We start from the raw sequence: 19,068 nt of genomic DNA, 5'->3' as shown, positions 1-19,068 counted from the left end.
CAGCCTTTCGCTACTATTGTACCACTTTTCTGACAAGGAAACTACCATTTTGAACGCCTTTTTCAGCCGGCGCCGCGGATGCCCTGTCTTCTATTCTAGGATACGCAGAGCCGATACTCAGTGATATTCGTCACTCCGGCAAATGGGCGTAGAAGTTGCCGAATAAAAAGCGGGATACTTGCTCGGTGGAGTAATGCTTGTACAACTCGTTGACAAGCCGCGCATATTCCCTTACCGTTCCAAGGCCGGCGACCGTCTCCGTGATGCCATCGAAGTCGGAGCCAAACCCGACGTTGTTTTCCCCCCCGAGCGCGCATATATGGTCGAGATGGCGAAGCACATCAGCGATCATCGCCTCGTTTTTCTTCGCCGTCAAAAAATACGGAACGAAATTAATGCCGATCATGCCGTCTTTTTCGATCAACGCTTTGATCTGCTCGTCGGTTAAGTTGCGTGGATGTGGGCATAGACGATGCACGTTGGAATGGGAAGCGATGGGGAACCGAGCCATCTCGATGACATCCCAAAACGCTTTCTCCGATAAGTGGGACACATCGACCCATCGTTTTGCTTCATTAAGAAGTGCAACGACTTGCCGGCCAAACGCCGTCAGCCCGGCGCCGCGCTTCTCCCACGCTCCGTCAGCGACAGCGTTCGGGAAGTTCCATGTCAACCCTACGGAAGCGACGCCGAGGCGGAGGAGCGTCTTTAGCTTGACAAGGTTGACGCCGATGGCGTCGCACCCTTCCAGCGTCAACATGGCGCCGACTTCCTCTTTTTTAAGGGCGGCGATATCCCGTCTCGTCCGCACGAACTTCACAGACGGAAACGCATCGATAATGCGGGCAAAGAAGATGTCCACCATCTCCAGCGCAACAGTGAACCGGGCTTCCTCCGGCACCGTTTCCGGTATGTAGATGGCAAAGCATTGCACTTTCACCCCTGCTTCCGCCATCCCGGAAAGAGTGACGTGAAGCGAAGCTCCGTCGTAAAACGACAGAGACCGATCTTGCCATAACTTCATCAACACATCGCAATGTGCATCGAAGATCATTCCGTTCCCCCCTTGAAAAAGCAAAAATAACCTGCCTGCCTTCGCAGCCGAAGGCGCCAACAGGTTATAGCCGCCATTGTCTGATCATCCAGTTAACGAGGTTCGACAATCAATTTGATCGCTGTCCGCTCTTCTCCGTCGATGATAATATCCGTAAACGCCGGAATGCAAATCAAGTCCATGCCGCTCGGTGCCACAAACCCTCGTGCGATCGCTACTGCTTTAACGGCTTGGTTCAATGCACCTGCGCCGATCGCTTGAATTTCCGCTGCGCCGCGCTCGCGCAACACCCCGGCAAGTGCACCAGCTACAGAGTTCGGATTCGATTTTGCTGAAACTTTTAATATTTCCATTCCTAGCTCCTCCCTCGTTTCCTTGGAAAATGATTTCGGTAAAAGGTCTTCATTGTAACTATATTCACTGTTTCGACAACTATTCCTGCATGGGAGGAGGACATTTTAAAAAATTTTTAAAAGATGGACTATTCAAAATAAGGGTGGTCATCGTTAATGATCAACCGTTCAATGCGAAACGCCCGTCCGCTTTTTTCGTCTACATCAACAAAGACGGCATTCAATTGGCTTCGTCCTTCCTTGACGTCGAAACGAACTGGCAGCCCGGTTAAAAATTTGCGCAGCACCGCCTCTCGATCGACGCCTAAAATGCCGTCGTATGGACCGGTCATGCCAACGTCGGTAATGTACGCCGTCCCTCTTGGCAAAATGCGGTTATCGGCCGTCTGGACGTGTGTATGCGTGCCGATGACCGCGGATACGCGGCCGTCTAAGTACCAGCCCATCGCCTGTTTTTCACTCGTCGCCTCGGCATGGAAATCGACGATGATGACCGGCGTGCGCGCGGAGGCGGCGGCGATCAGCTCGTCCGCCTTTTGAAATGGGCAGTCAATCGCCGGCAAAAACGCCCGCCCTTGCAAATTGATGACCGCCGCTTCGCCATGCTCGGTCGGCACAAAGACGATGCCTTTTCCCGGCGTGCCGGGCGGGTAATTCGCCGGGCGAATCAATGCCTTCGCCTGATCGATAAACTCAAAAATATCGCGTTTGTCCCATGCGTGATTGCCCAACGTGATCACATGAGCCCCCCAAGCGAGAAGCGCCCGGTAAATCGGTTCGGTGATTCCTTTCCCGCCGGCGGCGTTTTCGCCGTTGATCACAACAACGTCCGGCCGATGTTTTTCCTTCAGCCTTGGCAAATAGTGCTCCACCATTTTTTGCCCCGGCAAACCGACGACGTCGCCGATAAATAAAATTCTCATCCCTGATCCCTTTCTAAACGAAAAATATCGCCTTGCGCCCATCTCCGCATCGTTATACCCTCCTATTTTACGCACAAAAAAAGAAAGTGGCAATAGCCACTTTATTTCGCGTATTCGACCGCCCGCGTTTCGCGGATGACCGTCACTTTAATATGGCCCGGGTAATCGAGCTCTTCTTCGATTCGTTTGCGGATGTCACGCGCCAGCCGGTGCGCTTCCAAATCGTCGATCATATCTGGTTTGACCATAATGCGCACTTCACGCCCAGCTTGAATGGCGTACGATTTTTCAACGCCTTCGTACGATTCGGCGATTTCTTCAAGCTTCTCTAGACGACGGATATAGTTTTCCAGCGTTTCGCTGCGCGCTCCCGGCCGCGCCGCCGACAGCGCATCGGCCGCCGCGACGAGCACAGCGATGACCGACGTCGGTTCCGTATCGCCATGGTGGGAAGCGATGCTGTTGATGACGACCGGATGTTCTTTATACTTCGTCGCCAGCTCAACGCCGATTTCCACATGGCTTCCTTCGACTTCGTGGTCGATCGCTTTGCCAATGTCATGAAGCAAGCCGGCCCGGCGCGCCAGCATTTCGTCCTCCCCAAGCTCGGCCGCCATCAGTCCGGCTAAAAACGCCACTTCCACCGAGTGTTTTAAGACGTTTTGTCCGTAGCTCGTTCGGAACTTGAGCCGCCCTAAAATTTTGATCAAATCCGGATGCAAGCCGTGAACACCGACTTCAAACGTCGTCTGTTCGCCGACTTCGCGGATATGCTCATCCACTTCGCGGCGCGCCTTTTCGACCATTTCCTCAATGCGCGCTGGATGGATGCGGCCATCTTGCACAAGCTTATCGAGCGCGATGCGCGCCGTCTCGCGGCGAATCGGGTCAAATCCGGACAAAATGACCGCTTCCGGCGTATCGTCGATGATCAAATCGATGCCGGTCAACGTCTCGAGCGTGCGGATGTTCCGCCCTTCGCGCCCGATGATCCGCCCTTTCATTTCGTCGTTTGGCAAATTGACGACGGAAACAGTCGTTTCGGCGACATGGTCGGCGGCGCAACGTTGGATGGCAAGCGACAAAATCGCCTTTGCCCGTTTGTCTGCCTCCTCTTTCGCCCGCGTTTCCGCCTCTTTGATCATCATCGCAATCTCATGCGACAGCTCTTTCTCGACGCGCTCTAAAATGAGCTGGCGGGCATCGTCGCGCGTCAGGCCGGAAATGCGTTCAAGTTCGGCTTGTTGTTGTTTGACGAGCGCTTCCACTTTGCTTTCCATTTGTTCAATATGCTGTTGTCTTTCGTTCAACGCTTCTTCCTTTGCCTCAAGCAACGCCTCACGTTTGTTGAGCGCTTCATCTTTGCGGTCGAGATTTTCCTCCTTTTGCATCAGGCGGTTTTCTTGTTTTTGGAGCTCGCTTCTCCGGTCGCGGATATCACGCTCCGCCTCCGTACGCAGTTTATGAATCTCGTCTTTCGCTTCGAGAAGCGCCTCTTTTTTCAAGGCGTCCGCCTCGCGTTTCGCCTCCTCAATCAGCTGTTCGGCAGCGGCTTTCGCCCCGCCGATTTTCGCTTCGGCAATCGATTTGCGAACAAAAAAGCCAACAACGGCACCAATGACTAAGGCAAGCAAAGCGGAGATGATGATCGAACCCATCGTTTCACCTCCTCTTGCTGTTCGGTTTCCTTTCGCTCTCTCTTCTCACCGCCATGACCGGCGCAGATGGACATTCCCGTTTTCAATCCATTAGCTCAGTCGCTTGGCATCACAATCGACCCGCGCAGCCTTCCGCACGAAGGCGGTCCGCCGCAGCGGGCGGGCGTATGGCCCTGCCGCGCGTATGGACAAATATACATGTTCATTGTAAAGGCGGCAATAGGAATTGTCAAGATATTACACCGACGCGCCTAGAGGATGACAACGGAACAAGACCGTTCCGCACGCCGTCCTTTTTTAGGCTTATCGCTCTCCTTGGCAGGCCGAACGGATGGAAAAAGGCGCCCCGGCAGCTTGCCAGGACGCCTTGTCCCGTTATTCTTCAAGCAATCCGAACCCGTCTTGCTGCGGTTCGCTCGTTCCCTCTTCAACGTCGATGCCGTAATGCTGGCGGATGGCGCGGGCGATCTCATCGGCGATGTGCGGGTTTTCCTTCAAAAATTGCTTCGCGTTTTCCCGCCCTTGGCCAAGCCGCTCGTCTTTGTACGAATACCACGAACCGCTTTTTTGCACGATGTCCAATTCGGACGCCATGTCGAGAATTTCCCCTTCGCGGGAAATGCCTTCGCCGTACATAATGTCGACGTCAGCCGTTTTAAATGGCGGCGCAACTTTGTTTTTGACGACTTTAATTTTCGTCTTGTTGCCGACCATATCATTGCCTTGCTTAATTTGCTCGGCGCGGCGCACCTCTAGGCGGACGGAAGCGTAAAACTTGAGCGCCCGCCCGCCCGGCGTCGTTTCCGGATTGCCAAACATGACGCCGACTTTTTCGCGAATTTGGTTGATGAAGATGGCGATCGTTTTCGATTTGTTAATGGCGCCAGACAGCTTGCGAAGCGCCTGGGACATAAGCCGCGCTTGCAAGCCGACATGGGCGTCGCCCATCTCCCCTTCAATTTCCGCTTTCGGCACAAGCGCCGCCACCGAGTCGATGACGATAATATCGACCGCGCCGCTTCGCACGAGCGCTTCCGCGATTTCGAGCGCCTGCTCGCCCGTGTCAGGCTGGGAAAGCAGCAATTCATCGATATTGACCCCTAATTTTTGTGCATAGATGGGGTCGAGCGATAGCGATAGGTAATAGTCACCCTCGGCATTACCCGAAGGGGCTATTTTCCCCCGCTTCACACCGTGCGTGCGAGTTTCCCCGCACACGGCGTTCCATCGAGTACCCCGGTTACTAATCCGCTCTAGACTTTACTAGTGTACGCACTTTCTGTATTCCTCGAGTTTCCTTATTGCGTTTGTTTTTAAGCGACTGAGGTTGACATCACTTAGATACTTTAAATGGATCAATGTATGACATTTGTCGCAGACCGTTACAAGATTGCTTACCTTATTAATTTCGTTCAGCGGAAGTTTCGTATTGATATGGTGGGTTCTAGTGTTAAATGGCTGCAGAATGTCACCACATATTTTACATTTTCCTTTATCTCTGTTAAACGCATAACACCGATTCATGAAGAATTCGAAGTTGTAAATTTTACTAGACTTAACTCCTTGAATTAGGTTTAGGTAACCACTGTCTAATAACCATTGTGCTCTTACGGTCAGCGGCTTCTTACCCGTGTTTTGAAGCCTAATTCTTCTTCCTTCCGCTGTGTATGGTGTTTCCTTCTGATTTTTCTGGTTTGTTTTAATCCAAGTTGCGAACCCAATACTCATTATACCAAGCCATCTTCCATTTATTTTGATTGCAGGCACTTGTTCTGTTCTATCTGGGTACAGGGGTGCTAAGTTGTAGCATTGATTAGCAGGTATCCATTTCGCTCCATATCTCTTTAGTGCTTTGTAGGACGCATATTTAAGTTTTTCCTTAAATGGCCTTACATCTCTGTTGACGCTAGGAGCACTTGAGTAATAATTAATGATACCTCTAATTTTACTGTTAATTCGGTTGATGTCCGTTATAAGCCATTCTTGATTCGTGGCGAATTTTAGTTTACGCAGATCTTTCCTGATCTGTTCAACTTTCCCTTTAATTTTTTCCGTGTCTGCACTCGCGTATCCGATGTATTTTCCACCTTTACCGTGTGGTATCATTTTAATTTTGAAACCTAGGAATTTCATTGGTTTCTTCTTAATGTTGGTTATGAGTGTTTTGTCATCGGATAGTTCAAGTTTAAGGTTTTCTTTTAGATATTTCTTGATTCGATATTTCCATTTTTCGGCATTCCCCCTGCTATTGGTGAACAGTATCCAGTCGTCTGCGTATCTTACGTAGAACTCTGGTTTGGTTATTGTTGAGTGATCTCGGAGGGACTTGTATTTTGCCGTGCGAATGGTTGTACCATTTCGCATTTTCTTCTCTTCCCATTCTCTTGTTATCCATTGGTCGAGTTTATGAAGATACACATTGGCTAATAGTGGGGAGATAATTCCACCTTGTGGCGTGCCCATTTCATTTATCTTGGTTTCTTTTATAACTCCTGCTTTCAGCATGGCTTTGATAATCATGAGCATTCGTCTATCACGTATACCCATGTGCCAAAGCTGCTTGATCAGGATAGTGTGGTTCACGTTATCGAAGAAACCTTTTATATCTCCCTCTATCACCCAATTGTACCCTATTCGGTTACATATAAATACACATCTGATGGCTTGTTTTGCGTCTCGGTAGGGTCTGAACCCATATGAGTGTTGAAAAAATTGTGCTTCAAGAATTGGTTCAATGACCATCCTCACACATTCTTGGATTATTCGGTCTGCGATCGTCAGAATGCCTAAAGGTCTCTTTTCCTTTTTCCCGGGTTTTGGGATATGGACCCTTCTGATCGGGTTAGGTGTATATTTCTTAAAGCATCTTTTAACGAAGTTTATCGCTTCGTCATAGTTCAGCGTTAGTATGTCGCTGATGGTTTTCCCATCTGTACCCGCTGTACTATTTCCTTGGTTTGATTTGATTTTGTGAATGGCGGATACGATCACGACATCGCTGCTTGCTATTTCGACCAATCCCTTAAATCTTGGAACATCACCTTTTTCCAGACATTCCTTTGTAATGGCGTACATCTTGTCTTGTAGGTCGCGGAATTCCTGCTCCGACCTAGGAATGATTAGTTCTTGAAACGTTTGGTTGATAGTATCAAATCCTTTCTAGCGGATTTGTACCATACACGTTTTTAGTCAGTTTTGCTCACCGAAACCCTTACGGATTTCCTCACGGCTTCCTAATCATTGTCTGGGTTAGTAACCTAGGGTACTCGACTATGCCCCTTCGCTCCGCAGGAGTTACCCTGCTTCATCACTACTACGGGCTGCTGCCCCACCCCTTCAGCAGTCATTTCCTCCTGCTTAGCGGCATCGGGATGCGCATCCCTTGGCATCCGCTGGGGTGGTTCACCTGTACCGCATCACCTATCCTTGCATGCTCCCTTAGGCTCCACCTCTGACCCGTCAGCCGCCTTTCTGCCCATGGTTGGAGGGCTCAAGGCAAAGATCCTCTACGGGATCAATCCAGACTCGGCAAACACGAATACCTCATCCAGGGCTGAACCTCACTTAGGAGGTGAGCGCCTTCTTTTTTCGGCGCCCCACGCCTTACGAGCCGTACTTCCGGTGGTTCGTTCCAACGCTATGCGTTCTCTAGCCATAGGAGCTTTATGGACCCCCGGCTACTTCGCTAACCGCTTCTCAGGTCTGCTTTTCGCCGTCCTCTCCGAGCTTCGTACAGCCATGTTGCGCACCATGACCGCACGTCGGGGTATTAGGGCGGGAATGCCAACCTTCATTCCCGTCTCGGATTTTCACCGAGCTCTCGGTGATGCAGTTAGGACCTACTCATGCTCAGTCCCGCTGACTTTTCGCACGGCGTTTCCGCCATACTTCAGTCAGCAACAGGTCGCACCGTGCTCTGCGTCGATGAAAGCTGCTTGCCCGCCCCGCTTTTGCACTTCAGCGATCGCGTGAAGGGCAACGGTCGTTTTCCCGGACGATTCCGGGCCGTAAATTTCCACAATCCGCCCGCGCGGATAGCCGCCGACTCCTAACGCGATGTCGAGCGCCAGCGAACCGCTCGGCACGACCGACACTTTGCGGTCGACTTGCTCGCCGAGCTTCATGATGGCCCCCTTGCCAAACTGTCGTTCAATTTGTTTTAATGCCTGCTCCAATGCAGCTTGACGATCTTGGTTCACTAACCTACTCCTCCTTATTCTAGGACTACTTATACTATACCGCGTTTTGCGGCCATTGCCAAGCAAAAAACGAACGTCCATTCGTTTTTTCGGTGGAGAAACTAGCAACAATCGCCATACTCATGCGGTGGAAAAAACGATGTGCGGTGGAGAATGTTCAAGGAAGGGGGCGGCCGATCAGCCGTCGGCCGCGAGCATCTCAAGCAGAAAAAAACAGCTGTATTTGGCGGTGCGGATGCGAATGGCATCACGCGTGCCGGACAGCATCAGACGGTGGACAGTCGCATCGCGCCCGCGGACGGCGATGCCGATATACACGGTGCCGGGCGGGTGGCCCTCAAGCGGATCGGGTCCGGCGACGCCGGTGAAGCTGATGCCGATATCCGCATCGCACATCGCGCGGACGTTTTCAGCAAGCAAACGGGCGCACGGCTCGCTCACCGCCCCTTCTGCCTCAAGCAGCGGGCGCGGTATGCCAAGCACCTGTTCTTTGACGCCGTTTGTGTAGCAGACGACACCGCCCTGCACGACTTGCGACGCGCCGGGGATGGCGGTGAGCTGTTCGAGGAAAAGGCCGCCGGTCAAACTTTCGGCCGACGCGATCGTCCATCCTCTTTCTTTTAACCGCTCGAGCGTCTTTGTAAACAACGTTTCATCGTTATATCCGTAGCAGTGGCGGCCGACGCGCGCCAAAATGGCCGCTTCCACTTCGTCAAGAAGCCGCTTCGCCTCCGCCTCATCCTGATGCTTCGCTGTCAGACGAAGCGTCACTTCACCGTCGCCGGCCAGCGGCGCGATCGTCGGATTCGACTGGGCGTCGATCAAATCCGCAATCGCCGTCTCGAGCGCTGATTCACCGATGCCAAAAAAGCGGAGCACGCGCGACTCGATGCGCTCGGAAAGCGAAAACGTACGGCGCAAAAAGGCGTTTCCGTATTTTTTGAACATCGGCCGCATTTCTTTCGGCGGCCCGGGCAGCAGCATGTACGTAATGCCGTCTGCCACAAGCGCCATCCCTGGCGCCATGCCGTGCTCGTTTTTCAGCACCGTCGATCCTTCCAAGACGAGCGCCTGCTTTTTATTGTTTTCTGTCATCGGCCGGTTTGTGCGGGCAAAATACACCTCAATCGCTCGGAGCGCTTCCTCGTCGATCACGAGCCGGCGGCCAAGCAAACGGGCGATCGTCTCCTTCGTCAAATCGTCTTTCGTCGGGCCGAGGCCGCCGGTGAAAATGATGAGGTTCGCTCTCGTTTGCGCCGTTTTCACCGCCTGCTCAAGGCGGCCGGCGTTGTCGCCGACGACGGTATGGAAATAGACGTTAATGCCAAGCATCGCCAGCTGCTGCGACAAAAACTGGGCGTTCGTATTGGCGATTTGCCCAAGCAACAGCTCAGAGCCAACGGCAATGATCTCCGCGTTCAACAGACTTTTCTCCCCCTTTGTGGCCGGCTATTTCGAATGGAAAAACGCATGTCTGTTTTTCGCAAAATAATCCCAGCCAGACCAAATCGTGAAAATGACCGCCACCCACAGCGCCAATTCAGCGAACGGAAACGAAATGAGCGAGAATGGGAAGTTATGTAACAATAAAGCGGAAATGGCGACAATTTGCGTCCATGTCTTGATTTTGCCAAGCATGTTGGCAGCGACGACTTCCCCCTCGCCGGCAAGCACGAGCCGCAAGCCGGTGACGGCAAACTCGCGGCTGATGATGACAATCACCATCCATGCCGGAACGGCCCCGAGCCCGACAAGCACGATAAGCGCCGCCGACACAAGCAATTTATCGGCAAGCGGATCTAAAAATTTTCCTAAATTCGTCACCAACCCGTATTTGCGGGCATAGTAGCCATCGATCCAGTCCGTCGCTGAGGCGATGATGAAAATGAGCGCGCCGGCAAGATGGGCAACCGGAAGCTCTGTCCCGCCGATTTGGATGCTTCCCCACCCGAACGGAACGAGCATCACGATCAAGAAAAACGGGATGAGCATAATGCGCGCTACCGTAATTTTATTCGGCAAGTTCACCACAAATACCTCCGCTCATTCAACATAGTTCAGTCCGTGCGAAAAGCAGGCGCCTTCCTGCGGAAAAGCGCCCTGTTCCATCATTTCTTCAACACGAAATGCAGCTTTTGGTATACTTCCTCTTTCGGGGCAAACGGATAGGCAAACGGCTGGCCGTTTACCTTCATGTCGACGTCCAGCGTACGCCCGATTTTCACCCATACTTCGCTTTCGGCCGACAGATCGAACGTTTTCGTCTGCCCGCTTGTCAAGTTGCCGCGGTAAAACGTATGGCCTTTCGTATTGTATACTTCGACCCATGACGTTCCTTTGGATGAAAGCTCGATGGAAAACGCGCCGGAGCTGGCGACTTCAATCGTCGCCGTGTTGCCGCGCTTTTCCGTCACATTCATCGCCGCAGCCGGCTGTTCTTCTTCGCCAGTCGGCGCTGGCTGTTCATTTTGCTGTCCGTTTTCATTCGTTGCCTTCTCGTCCGTTTCCTTCGCCGACTGCTTTTGTTTCGCCTGCTCAAGCGGCGAATGTTTCGGCTTTTCGACCTCCGCTGTTTTTGGGCTTGTCTTTGTCGGCGGCTCATTTGCGGCGCCGTGCTGGAGCAGCACCCAAACGAGGACAGCCGCCCCGATGACGACCGCCGCGACAATCACTTTCGGCAGCCAATCGAGCCATTTCGCCCCCTCGGCAGACAGTTGCTGGCGCGTCTTCACGCGCGACAGCGTCTGCGGAATGTCATCTTGATAAGACTGGGGAATGTCCTGTTTATACTGTTCAAACAGCTCATCCGGATCAAGTCCGACCGCTTCAGCATATTGCCGGATGAAGGCACGCACATAAAAATTTCCAGGCATGATGGCATAGTTGCCTTCTTCGATGCCGATCAAATACCGCTTTTGAATTTTCGTCATCTCCTGCAACTCGTCCAAACTCATATTTTTTTCTTCCCGTGCTTCCCGCAAACGTTTTCCTAGTTCCGTCAACGGCCAACACCTTCCACTTTTTTAAATTAAAACCCAAATTCGGAAAATCCGTCATCGCCCAACAATGACGGGCGGTCAATCGCTTCGTAGGAAATATCTTCGTCCGGTTCATGGCGCAGCTCAATAATATAATCAAAATCATCGAGCGTGTATTCCGTATGGCGAACAAACATGTCCGGATGCTCGACGACTTTCGTCGCCTCAAGGCGCATGAGCTCACGGATGAGCTGCCAGTGCTGCTCGTTCCCGCGGCGCGTTGAGACGATGCCGTCGATAATGAAAATGTTGTCCTCGCTATACTCATCTTCCATCAACTGCGTGCGAACCGTCTGTTTAATCAGCGTCGATGAAACAAACAGCCATCGTTTGTTGGCGCACACGCTGGCGGCGACGATCGACTCTGTCTTGCCGACGCGCGGCATCCCGCGGATGCCGATGAGCTTATGCCCTTTTTCTTTAAAAAGTTCCGCCATAAAATCGACAAGCAGTCCAAGTTCATCACGGACGAAGCGGAACGTTTTTTTGTCATCGGCATCGCGCTGGATATAACGGCCGTGGCGGACGGCGAGGCGGTCGAGCAGCTTCGGCTGGCGCAGCTTCGTCACCGTAATGTTGTCCATCGTCCGCAAGATCGTCGCCAACCGTTCAATTTGCTCGTTATTGTCGCACAAAAGCAACATGCCGCGGCGCGAATCCCGGACACCGTTGATCGTCACGATGTTAATGGACAACATACCGAGCAGCGAAGCAACGTCGCCGAGCAACCCCGGGCGGTTGACATGAATTTCATATTCCAAATACCATTCCTGCTTGCCCATCCCGTCTCCTCCCTTGCCGGTGTCCGCACGAACGCCTTATGCTAAGTTCATACTACTATAATTATAAATGGAAAAGCAACCGAAAAGGAGGAAGAAAAAAGAGAGGGAGGCCCCTCTCTTTTACCGGGTGATTATTTTTGTTGGACCAGCTTGACCATCATGTTGGCAAGGGCGTGCTGCTCTTTTTCATCCGCAACGCTCCAAAGATCAGCGAGCACCCGTTCTTCCGGGTTTTTCGGGTCGACGTGTTTCGCCAAATAATCCCCGATTTGGTAAGCGACATCTGTGATCACTTGCTGAGTCAATCCTTGCTGTTGCGCTTGTTCTAAACGTTCCGCCAAAAAGTCTTTCCATTGTTCAAAGTTATCCAGTACCGACATGTCAATCCCTCCTTGTTGAATGTTTCAAGGATAGTTTGCCTGCCGAACCGGAAAATATACGTTCAACAATACCAGCCGCCGTTGACGGAAATGACTTGGCCGGTGATATACGAAGCGGCATCAGACAGCAAAAACGCCACCGTTTCCGCCACCTCATCCGGGGTGCCGAGCCGGCCGGCTGGAATTTCGTCAGTGAGCGCTTCCAGCTCCTCAGGACGAAACACCCGCAGCATATCGGTATCAATCGCCCCCGGTGCAACAGCGTTGACGCGAATGCCGCTTGGGGCAAGCTCCTTGGCCAGCGCCTTGGCAAACGCGTTCTGCCCTCCCTTTGTCATCGAGTACACCGCCTCGCATGAAGCGCCGCACAATCCCCAAATCGAGGAAATGAACACAATATGACCGCGCTTTCTCGCCACCATTGATGGGGTCAGCCTTTTGATGAGCAACGCCGGGCTTGTCATGTGAAGCCGCACCATCCGCTCGATTAATTCATCGTTCATGTCGGTCAACAATCCGTAATAGCTTGCACCACTGTTGTAAACGATGGCATCAACCGGGCGATCGATTTGCGAAACGAGCTTTTCCACCCCATCCAGTGCCGACAAATCGGCCTCAATCGGCACAATATGCACATCGTTAAGCTCTTCTTTCAGCGCTTCAACAGGCGCCCGTCGCCGATAGTAATGGAGAAAAAGTCCGTACCCCTCCCGAGCGAGCACACGAGCGATGCTTTGTCCGATGCCTCCAGAGGCTCCCGTGATCAAGGCGTAGCGCATGAAACCATCCTCTCCTTTTTGCCGCAAAAAAGCATCCTTCTCAGGAAGGATGCCTTATTGCCCTTTTGGAACGACTTCGCAAACCGCGATTTGCGAATCGCGGAAGCAAGAAGAGGCAACCGCCGCGATATCGTCCATGGCAAGGGATGAAAGCGCCGGCAAAATGTCAAACAAGTTGGATCCGTAAAACGCGTAGCGCGTAAACTGGTTGGCGATGTATTCCGGCGAGTTGAGCGCGCGCAAAAAGGCGCCGATTTTTTTCTTTTTCACCCGTTCAAATTCTTCCTTTTTTATAGTCTCCGCGGCAAACGACAGCAGCACCGTTTGAATTTCCGAAGCGAGCCGTTCAGCGTCCCTTGTATCGCCGCCGATCAACGCGAAGCCGAACCCGCGCTCTTCTGTATAATCGTACATAAATGTATCATCGATCAATCCTTCGCGGTACAGCCGTTCATAATGCGGCGAGCTTTTTCCAAACAAATAGTCCAATGCGACGTGGAAGGCAAGCTCATGCCGAAGTTTTTGTTCGCCGGCTTCAGGAACGGACGGCGCTTTGATGCCGACAAAGCATTTGTTCGTCTGCACATGCATCGGAATCACTTTTTTCTTTTCCGCTACTGCGCTCGGTTCTTCATACGCAAACCGCTTCACTTCCGGGGCTTGCGGGAACGACTTTTTCGCCTGGTTGTCGCGGATTTGCTGCATGATTTTTTGTTCATCGACCGGGCCGACGACAAACAAAAGCATGTTGCTCGGGTGGTAAAACGTTTCGTAGCACTCATACAGCAACTCTTTCGTAATTTGGGCGATCGATTCAACTGTGCCGGCGATGTCGATTTTGACCGGATGGTTGTGATACATGCTTTCGATGGCGCCGAAATAGACGCGCCAGTCTGGGTTGTCGTCGTACATCCGGATTTCCTGGCCGATGATCCCTTTTTCTTTTTCCACTGTCTTGTCGGAAAAGTACGGGCTTTGCACAAAATCGATCAACGTTTCCAAGTTTTTCTCGACGTTGTCGGTGCTTGAGAACAAATAGGCGGTGCGGGTGAACGTCGTAAAGGCGTTCGCCGAGGCGCCTTGTTTGCTGAACTGCTGAAACACGTCGCCGTCTTCTTTTTCAAACAGCTTATGCTCCAAAAAATGGGCGATGCCGTCCGGAACGCGCTTCATCTCCGTTTTACCGAGCGGGACGAACTGGTTGTCGACCGAACCGTAGTTCGTGGTGAATGTCGCATACGTTTTGTTGAATCCTTTTTTCGGCAAAATGTATACGTCAAGGCCGTTGTCCATTTTTTCATAAAACAGCTCTTCGTGCAACGTCTCATACACCCGTTTTTCCATCTTCCGTCGCCTCCATTCCAGTCAAAAAGTACACCGTATCAAGCTCCACCTTGTCAGCGGCGCGCACCACATCCTCGCGCGTCACTTGATCGGTGCCGGCAATCCATTCATCGATCGGGCGCTTTCGCGTTGAGACGACGTTATGGTACAACACCTCCACAAGCCCGCGCGGCGTATCGAGCGTCTCAAGCAGCTGGTTGCGGATGACCGCTTTCGTCTGCGCCATTTCTTCATCTGTGAAATCGCCGTTTTTCATCGCCTGCATTTGCTCATCGATGATGCGGCGCGCCTTCTCATAGTTGGCCGGTTCAATGCCGGACATGACCATAAGCAGCCCTTTATGGCTCTCAAGCCTTGAGGCGGCATAATAGGCAAGGCTTGCCTTCTCGCGGACGTTGATGAACAGCTTCGAATGGGAAAAACCGCCAAAAATGCCGTTAAACATTTGCAAGGCGTAATAATCGTCATCTTCATACGTCACATTTGTCCGATAGCCGATGTTGAGCTTTCCTTGCTTCACGTCTTGCCGCTCGATGACTTCGCGAACTTCCCCTTGCGGCTTGACAGAAACCGACGATGCGCGCTCCCGCTTTGGACGATCCGGCAAAGAGAAGCGCTGCTTCACCGCTGTGAGCACCGCCTCTTCAGCCACGTCGCCAATGACATATAGATCCAGCTCATCCTCGGCCAGCGCTCGTTCATAATAGCGATACAGCCCTTCCGCCGTGATGCCGTCCACGTCTTCAAGCTCGCCGTTTGGCGAGAGGGCGTACGGTTCGCCTTTGCACATTTCTTCTACAAGGCGCATGTTCGCATAGCGCATTTTGTCATCATACACCGCCTGAATGCGTTGACGGAGCGCCCGCTTTTCCTGCTCGACAATGTCGGTGACAAACCGCCCGCCATCAAGAGCCGGGCGGAACAGAAGATCGGCCAAGAGCTGAAACGCTTTCGAAAGCAACGGCGTTTGCTCCGGCAAAAATCGTTCATTGGCGACATCGATGCGAATCGTCATGATATGATGTTCGCCTTTTTTCGTTAAATCGACGTTCAGCGTCGCCCCATACAGTTCATCCAAATAGGTGCGCAGCGCCTTAACGCTCGGATAGTCGGCCGTGCCGCTTTGCAAGACGTATGGCAAAAGCGCGCGCAGCGTGACCGTTTCTTTAGCAAGAGGGGCCTTCATTTTCCAAACGATCGTGTTCGTTTTGTACTTATCGGTCGAAATCGTATGGACGCGAACCGGTCCGACCGCTGTGACTTTTTCGTCGACCAATCCAACTCCTCCTTACTTTTTCTCTTTGCAGATATGCACTATCTTTAATTTATTGTAAAGCGTCTTATCAACAATATACCTTTTGCCAATAGAAAAATGCAAATCATTCCATTCAGCAAAAAACGGCCGTCCGTTTTTCGGACAGCCGCTTTCATCACCGTTTTCCTTTGATGTATGGCGTGCCAGCCGCTTTCGGCGCCTCAGCGCGGCCGATGAAGCCCGCCAGCGCCAAAATCGTGAGTGCATACGGGGCGATGAGCAAGTAAACGGTCGGGACGTTTTTCAAGAACGGAATCGTTTGCCCGACGATGCTTAAGCTTTGCGCCAACCCGAAAAAGAGCGCCGCCCCCATCGCGCCGATCGGATGCCACTTGCCGAAAATCATCGCCGCAAGCGCCATAAATCCGTGCCCGGAAATCGTCGCATGGCTGAAATCGCGGGAAATGATCGTCGCGTATACCGCACCGCCCAAGCCGCCGAGCGCGCCGCTGATCATGACAGCGATGTAGCGCATTTTGGCGACATGAATCCCCATCGTATCCGCCGCCATCGGATGTTCGCCGACCGCACGCAGCCGCAGGCCAAACGGCGTTTTGTAAATGACATACCATGATACAAACGCCAGCGCAATGGCGATATATGACGGCGCGTACGCGTTAGAAAACAACAGCGGCCCGATGACGGGAATGTCGCTTAACACTGGCACGTCAATTTTGTCAAACCCAACTTGAATTTGGTCCGTCTGCCCCTTGCCGTACATTTTCTTCACTAAAAACAGCGACAGACCAAGCGCCAAAAAGTTGATCGCCACTCCGCTTACGACTTGGTCGGCACGAAATGTGACCGACGCGACAGCGTGCAGCAGGGAAAATACAGCGCCGACCACCATGGCAGCCAATAAGGCAAGCCACGGCGTCCATTCGCCAAACCGATCGGCAAACGTCAAATTAAAGACGATGCCGACAAACGCGCCGATGGTCATCAATCCTTCAAGCCCGATGTTGACGACGCCGGACCGTTCACTAAACACGCCGCCAAGGGCGGTGAAAATGAGAGGAGCCGCAAAGAAAATCGTTGTCGGGACAATCGTTTGCAAGACGTCATACACGCTCACTTACTCCGCCCCCTTTTGCCAACGAGATAACAGCCAGCGGATCATGTAGCTGGATGCAACAAAGAAAATGATGAGCGCGATAATAATATCGACGAGTTCGGTCGGCACGCCGGCGCTTGACGGCATTTCCAACGCCCCGACTTTTAAGGCGCCAAACAACAAGGCGGAGAGCAAAATGCCAAACGCGTTGTTTCCTCCGATCAAGGCAACCGCGATGCCATCAAATCCAAGGCCGGTAAAGCCGGCTTTCGTCGAGATGTTTCCAAATGTGCCAAGCCCCTCCATCGCCCCGGCGACGCCGGCAAAAGCGCCGGAGATGACCATCGCTAAAATGATGTTGGCGCGCACATTCATGCCCGCGTACTGTGACGCATGCTGATTGAAACCGACCGCCCGCAGCTCAAACCCTTTCGTCGTCCGCTCAAGCAAAAACCACATGACAAATGCGGCGGCGACAGCGATGAAAATGCCGTAATGCATGGTGGAATGATGCGTAATGGCATCAAAAAAGTCGGAGTGAAGCGATGCGCTTTCTTTCACCGGCTTTGATTTAAATCCCTCATCAGACAAAACGGAACGGATGATGGCGTTCGTTACATGCAAAGCAATATAGTTCATCATGATCGTAATAATGACTTCGTGCACTTTTAAATACGCCTTCAGCACACCCGGAATCAAGCCCCATAGCGCCCCGGCCAACGCGGCGGCCAACAAGGCGAGCGGCAAATGGATGATTTTGGGCAAATCAAAGGACACCCCGACCCAGACGGCAGCGAGCCAGCCGACGATCAGCTGCCCTTCAACCCCGATGTTAAACAAGCCGGTGCGAAAGGCAAACGCCACCGCCAAGCCCGTTAAAATGTATGGCGTCGTCTGGCGGATCGTTTCGCCGATATAGTACGTATCGCCAAACGCCCCGTACACGAGGGCGTAAAACCCAGCGATCGGGTTGTAGCCGCTGGCAAGCATCACGATCGAACCGGCGATCATGCCAAGAAGAACGGCCAACAATGGTATCAAAAATTGCTGGAGACGATTCGACTTCATCACGACACACCTGCTTCCTTCCGTTTGCTTCCGGCCATCAACAGCCCGAGCTCCTGTTCGGTTGTTTCTTTCGGATCGACGATGGCGACGATGTTTCCTTCATAAATGACAGCGATCCGGTCGCTGACGTTCATCACTTCGTCAAGCTCAAACGAGACGAGCAGCACCGCTTTCCCGCGGTCTCGCTGTTCAATGAGCCGCTTATGAATAAATTCGATCGCTCCAACATCAAGCCCCCTCGTCGGCTGGGCGGCGATCAACAAGTCCGGATCGCGGTCGACTTCACGGCCGATGATCGCTTTTTGCTGGTTTCCGCCCGACAGCGCCCGCGCCTTCGTATATTCATCCGGCGTGCGCACGTCAAATTCGCGGATGAGCTGGCGCGCTTTTTCGTAAATGGCTTGAAAATTCAACAGACCCCGTTTCGAGTACGGCGGCTGATAGTACGTTTGCAGCACCATGTTTTCGCCGATCGGAAAGTCAAGGACAAGCCCGTGTTTATGCCGATCTTGCGGAATATGGCCGACGCCGGCTTCGATGATTTTGCGCGGCGGCAAATTCGTAATGTCTCGGCCGTTGAGGCGGATTGTCCCTGATTCAGCTTTGATCAAGCCGGTTATGGCTTCAATGAGCTCGGTCTGGCCGTTGCCGTCGACTCCAGCAATGCCGACGATCTCGCCGGCGTGCACCGTCAAGTTCAAACCGTTGACCGCTTTGATCCCGCGCGCGTCCTTGACGACTAAGTCTTTAATTTCCAACACCGGTTTTCCCGGCTCAGCCGGTTTCTTAGCGGTCGTAAACTGCACCTCGCGGCCGACCATGAGCGCCGCCAGTTCGTTCGGATTCGTCTCCGCCACATTGAGCGTCGCAATTCCTTTGCCGCGGCGGATGACGGTGACGCGGTCGCACACTTCCATAATTTCTTTGAGTTTGTGCGTAATTAAAATGATGGATTTTCCTTCGCGGACGAGCGTGCGCATAATTTGCATGAGCTCGCGAATTTCCTGCGGCGTCAACACCGCTGTCGGTTCGTCAAAAATCAAAATATCGGCGCCGCGGTAAAGCGTCTTTAAAATTTCCACGCGCTGCTGCATGCCGAAAAAAATGCCGAAAANCGCGGA

General features: G+C 52.5%; 15 protein-coding genes and 3 pseudogenes. All 18 read right to left on the bottom strand.

Annotation, left to right across the window (positions count from 1 at the left end; genetic code table 11):
• Positions 1-130 precede the first annotated feature (130 nt).
• On the bottom strand, positions 131-1,054 hold the full coding sequence (locus tag T260_RS126985) for a dipeptidase (RefSeq protein ID WP_014195492.1): 924 nt from the start codon (positions 1,052-1,054) through the stop codon (positions 131-133).
• 92 nt (positions 1,055-1,146) lie between these two features.
• Positions 1,147-1,407, bottom strand: coding sequence for a stage V sporulation protein SpoVS (gene spoVS, locus T260_RS126990; RefSeq protein WP_003251598.1), 261 nt, complete (start codon positions 1,405-1,407; stop codon positions 1,147-1,149).
• Between the two features lie 128 nt (positions 1,408-1,535).
• Positions 1,536-2,330, bottom strand: a complete 795-nt coding sequence (locus tag T260_RS126995; protein WP_011230798.1) for a TIGR00282 family metallophosphoesterase — start codon at positions 2,328-2,330, stop codon at positions 1,536-1,538.
• 101 nt (positions 2,331-2,431) lie between these two features.
• Positions 2,432-3,988: a ribonuclease Y gene (gene rny / locus T260_RS127000; RefSeq protein WP_011230797.1), complete on the bottom strand. Its 1,557-nt coding sequence runs from the start codon at positions 3,986-3,988 to the stop codon at positions 2,432-2,434.
• Positions 3,989-4,363: 375 nt separating this feature from the next.
• Positions 4,364-5,119: pseudogene (recA, locus tag T260_RS127005) on the bottom strand (recombinase RecA); the annotation flags it as partial.
• A 132-nt stretch (positions 5,120-5,251) separates the two neighbouring features.
• Positions 5,252-7,063, bottom strand: coding sequence for a group II intron reverse transcriptase/maturase (gene ltrA / locus T260_RS127010; protein ID WP_023634160.1), 1,812 nt, complete (start codon positions 7,061-7,063; stop codon positions 5,252-5,254).
• An 836-nt stretch (positions 7,064-7,899) separates the two neighbouring features.
• Positions 7,900-8,187 (bottom strand): annotated as a pseudogene (locus T260_RS127015) (recombinase RecA); the annotation flags it as partial.
• A 177-nt stretch (positions 8,188-8,364) separates the two neighbouring features.
• Complete coding sequence (locus T260_RS127020; protein WP_023634159.1) at positions 8,365-9,609, bottom strand: competence/damage-inducible protein A; 1,245 nt, start codon at positions 9,607-9,609, stop codon at positions 8,365-8,367.
• Between the two features lie 27 nt (positions 9,610-9,636).
• Positions 9,637-10,215 (bottom strand): CDP-diacylglycerol--glycerol-3-phosphate 3-phosphatidyltransferase, encoded by a 579-nt coding sequence (gene pgsA / locus T260_RS127025; RefSeq protein WP_023634158.1) that lies wholly within the window; start codon positions 10,213-10,215, stop codon positions 9,637-9,639.
• Between the two features lie 80 nt (positions 10,216-10,295).
• Entirely contained in the window at positions 10,296-11,189 is an 894-nt protein-coding gene (locus T260_RS127030; RefSeq protein ID WP_011230792.1) for a helix-turn-helix domain-containing protein, read from the bottom strand.
• A 26-nt stretch (positions 11,190-11,215) separates the two neighbouring features.
• A complete protein-coding gene (locus T260_RS127035) occupies positions 11,216-12,007 on the bottom strand; it encodes a DUF3388 domain-containing protein (protein ID WP_011230791.1) in 792 nt (263 codons plus the stop codon).
• A gap of 131 nt (positions 12,008-12,138) precedes the next feature.
• Positions 12,139-12,387, bottom strand: a complete 249-nt coding sequence (locus T260_RS127040) for a DUF3243 domain-containing protein (protein ID WP_011230790.1) — start codon at positions 12,385-12,387, stop codon at positions 12,139-12,141.
• Positions 12,388-12,449: 62 nt separating this feature from the next.
• Positions 12,450-13,166, bottom strand: coding sequence for an elongation factor P 5-aminopentanone reductase (gene ymfI / locus T260_RS127045; RefSeq protein WP_021322287.1), 717 nt, complete (start codon positions 13,164-13,166; stop codon positions 12,450-12,452).
• 54 nt (positions 13,167-13,220) lie between these two features.
• Positions 13,221-14,510 carry an EF-P 5-aminopentanol modification-associated protein YfmH gene (gene yfmH / locus T260_RS127050; RefSeq protein WP_011230788.1) on the bottom strand — a complete coding sequence of 430 codons (1,290 nt, stop codon included), beginning with the start codon at positions 14,508-14,510 and terminating at the stop codon, positions 13,221-13,223.
• Positions 14,491-15,786 (bottom strand): EF-P 5-aminopentanol modification-associated protein YfmF, encoded by a 1,296-nt coding sequence (gene yfmF / locus T260_RS127055; protein WP_023634157.1) that lies wholly within the window; start codon positions 15,784-15,786, stop codon positions 14,491-14,493. The genes yfmH and yfmF overlap by 20 nt, the downstream gene beginning before the upstream one ends.
• A gap of 154 nt (positions 15,787-15,940) precedes the next feature.
• Entirely contained in the window at positions 15,941-16,900 is a 960-nt protein-coding gene (locus tag T260_RS127060) for an ABC transporter permease (protein ID WP_011230786.1), read from the bottom strand.
• The gene (locus T260_RS127065) at positions 16,901-17,947 is read right to left on the bottom strand and encodes an ABC transporter permease (protein WP_025951132.1); all 1,047 of its coding nucleotides are present in this window, start codon (positions 17,945-17,947) and stop codon (positions 16,901-16,903) included.
• A pseudogene (locus T260_RS0120530) lies at positions 17,947-19,053 on the bottom strand (ABC transporter ATP-binding protein); the annotation flags it as partial. The pseudogene T260_RS0120530 and the gene T260_RS127065, both read right to left, overlap by 1 nt.
• Positions 19,054-19,068 lie beyond the last annotated feature (15 nt).

It is taken from the genome of Geobacillus thermopakistaniensis, from assembly GCF_000498995.1.
GTDB classification, from domain to species: domain Bacteria; phylum Bacillota; class Bacilli; order Bacillales; family Anoxybacillaceae; genus Geobacillus; species Geobacillus thermoleovorans.
Note: the sequence above shows the minus strand (reverse complement) of the source record. Positions and strands in the feature narration are given on the sequence as shown.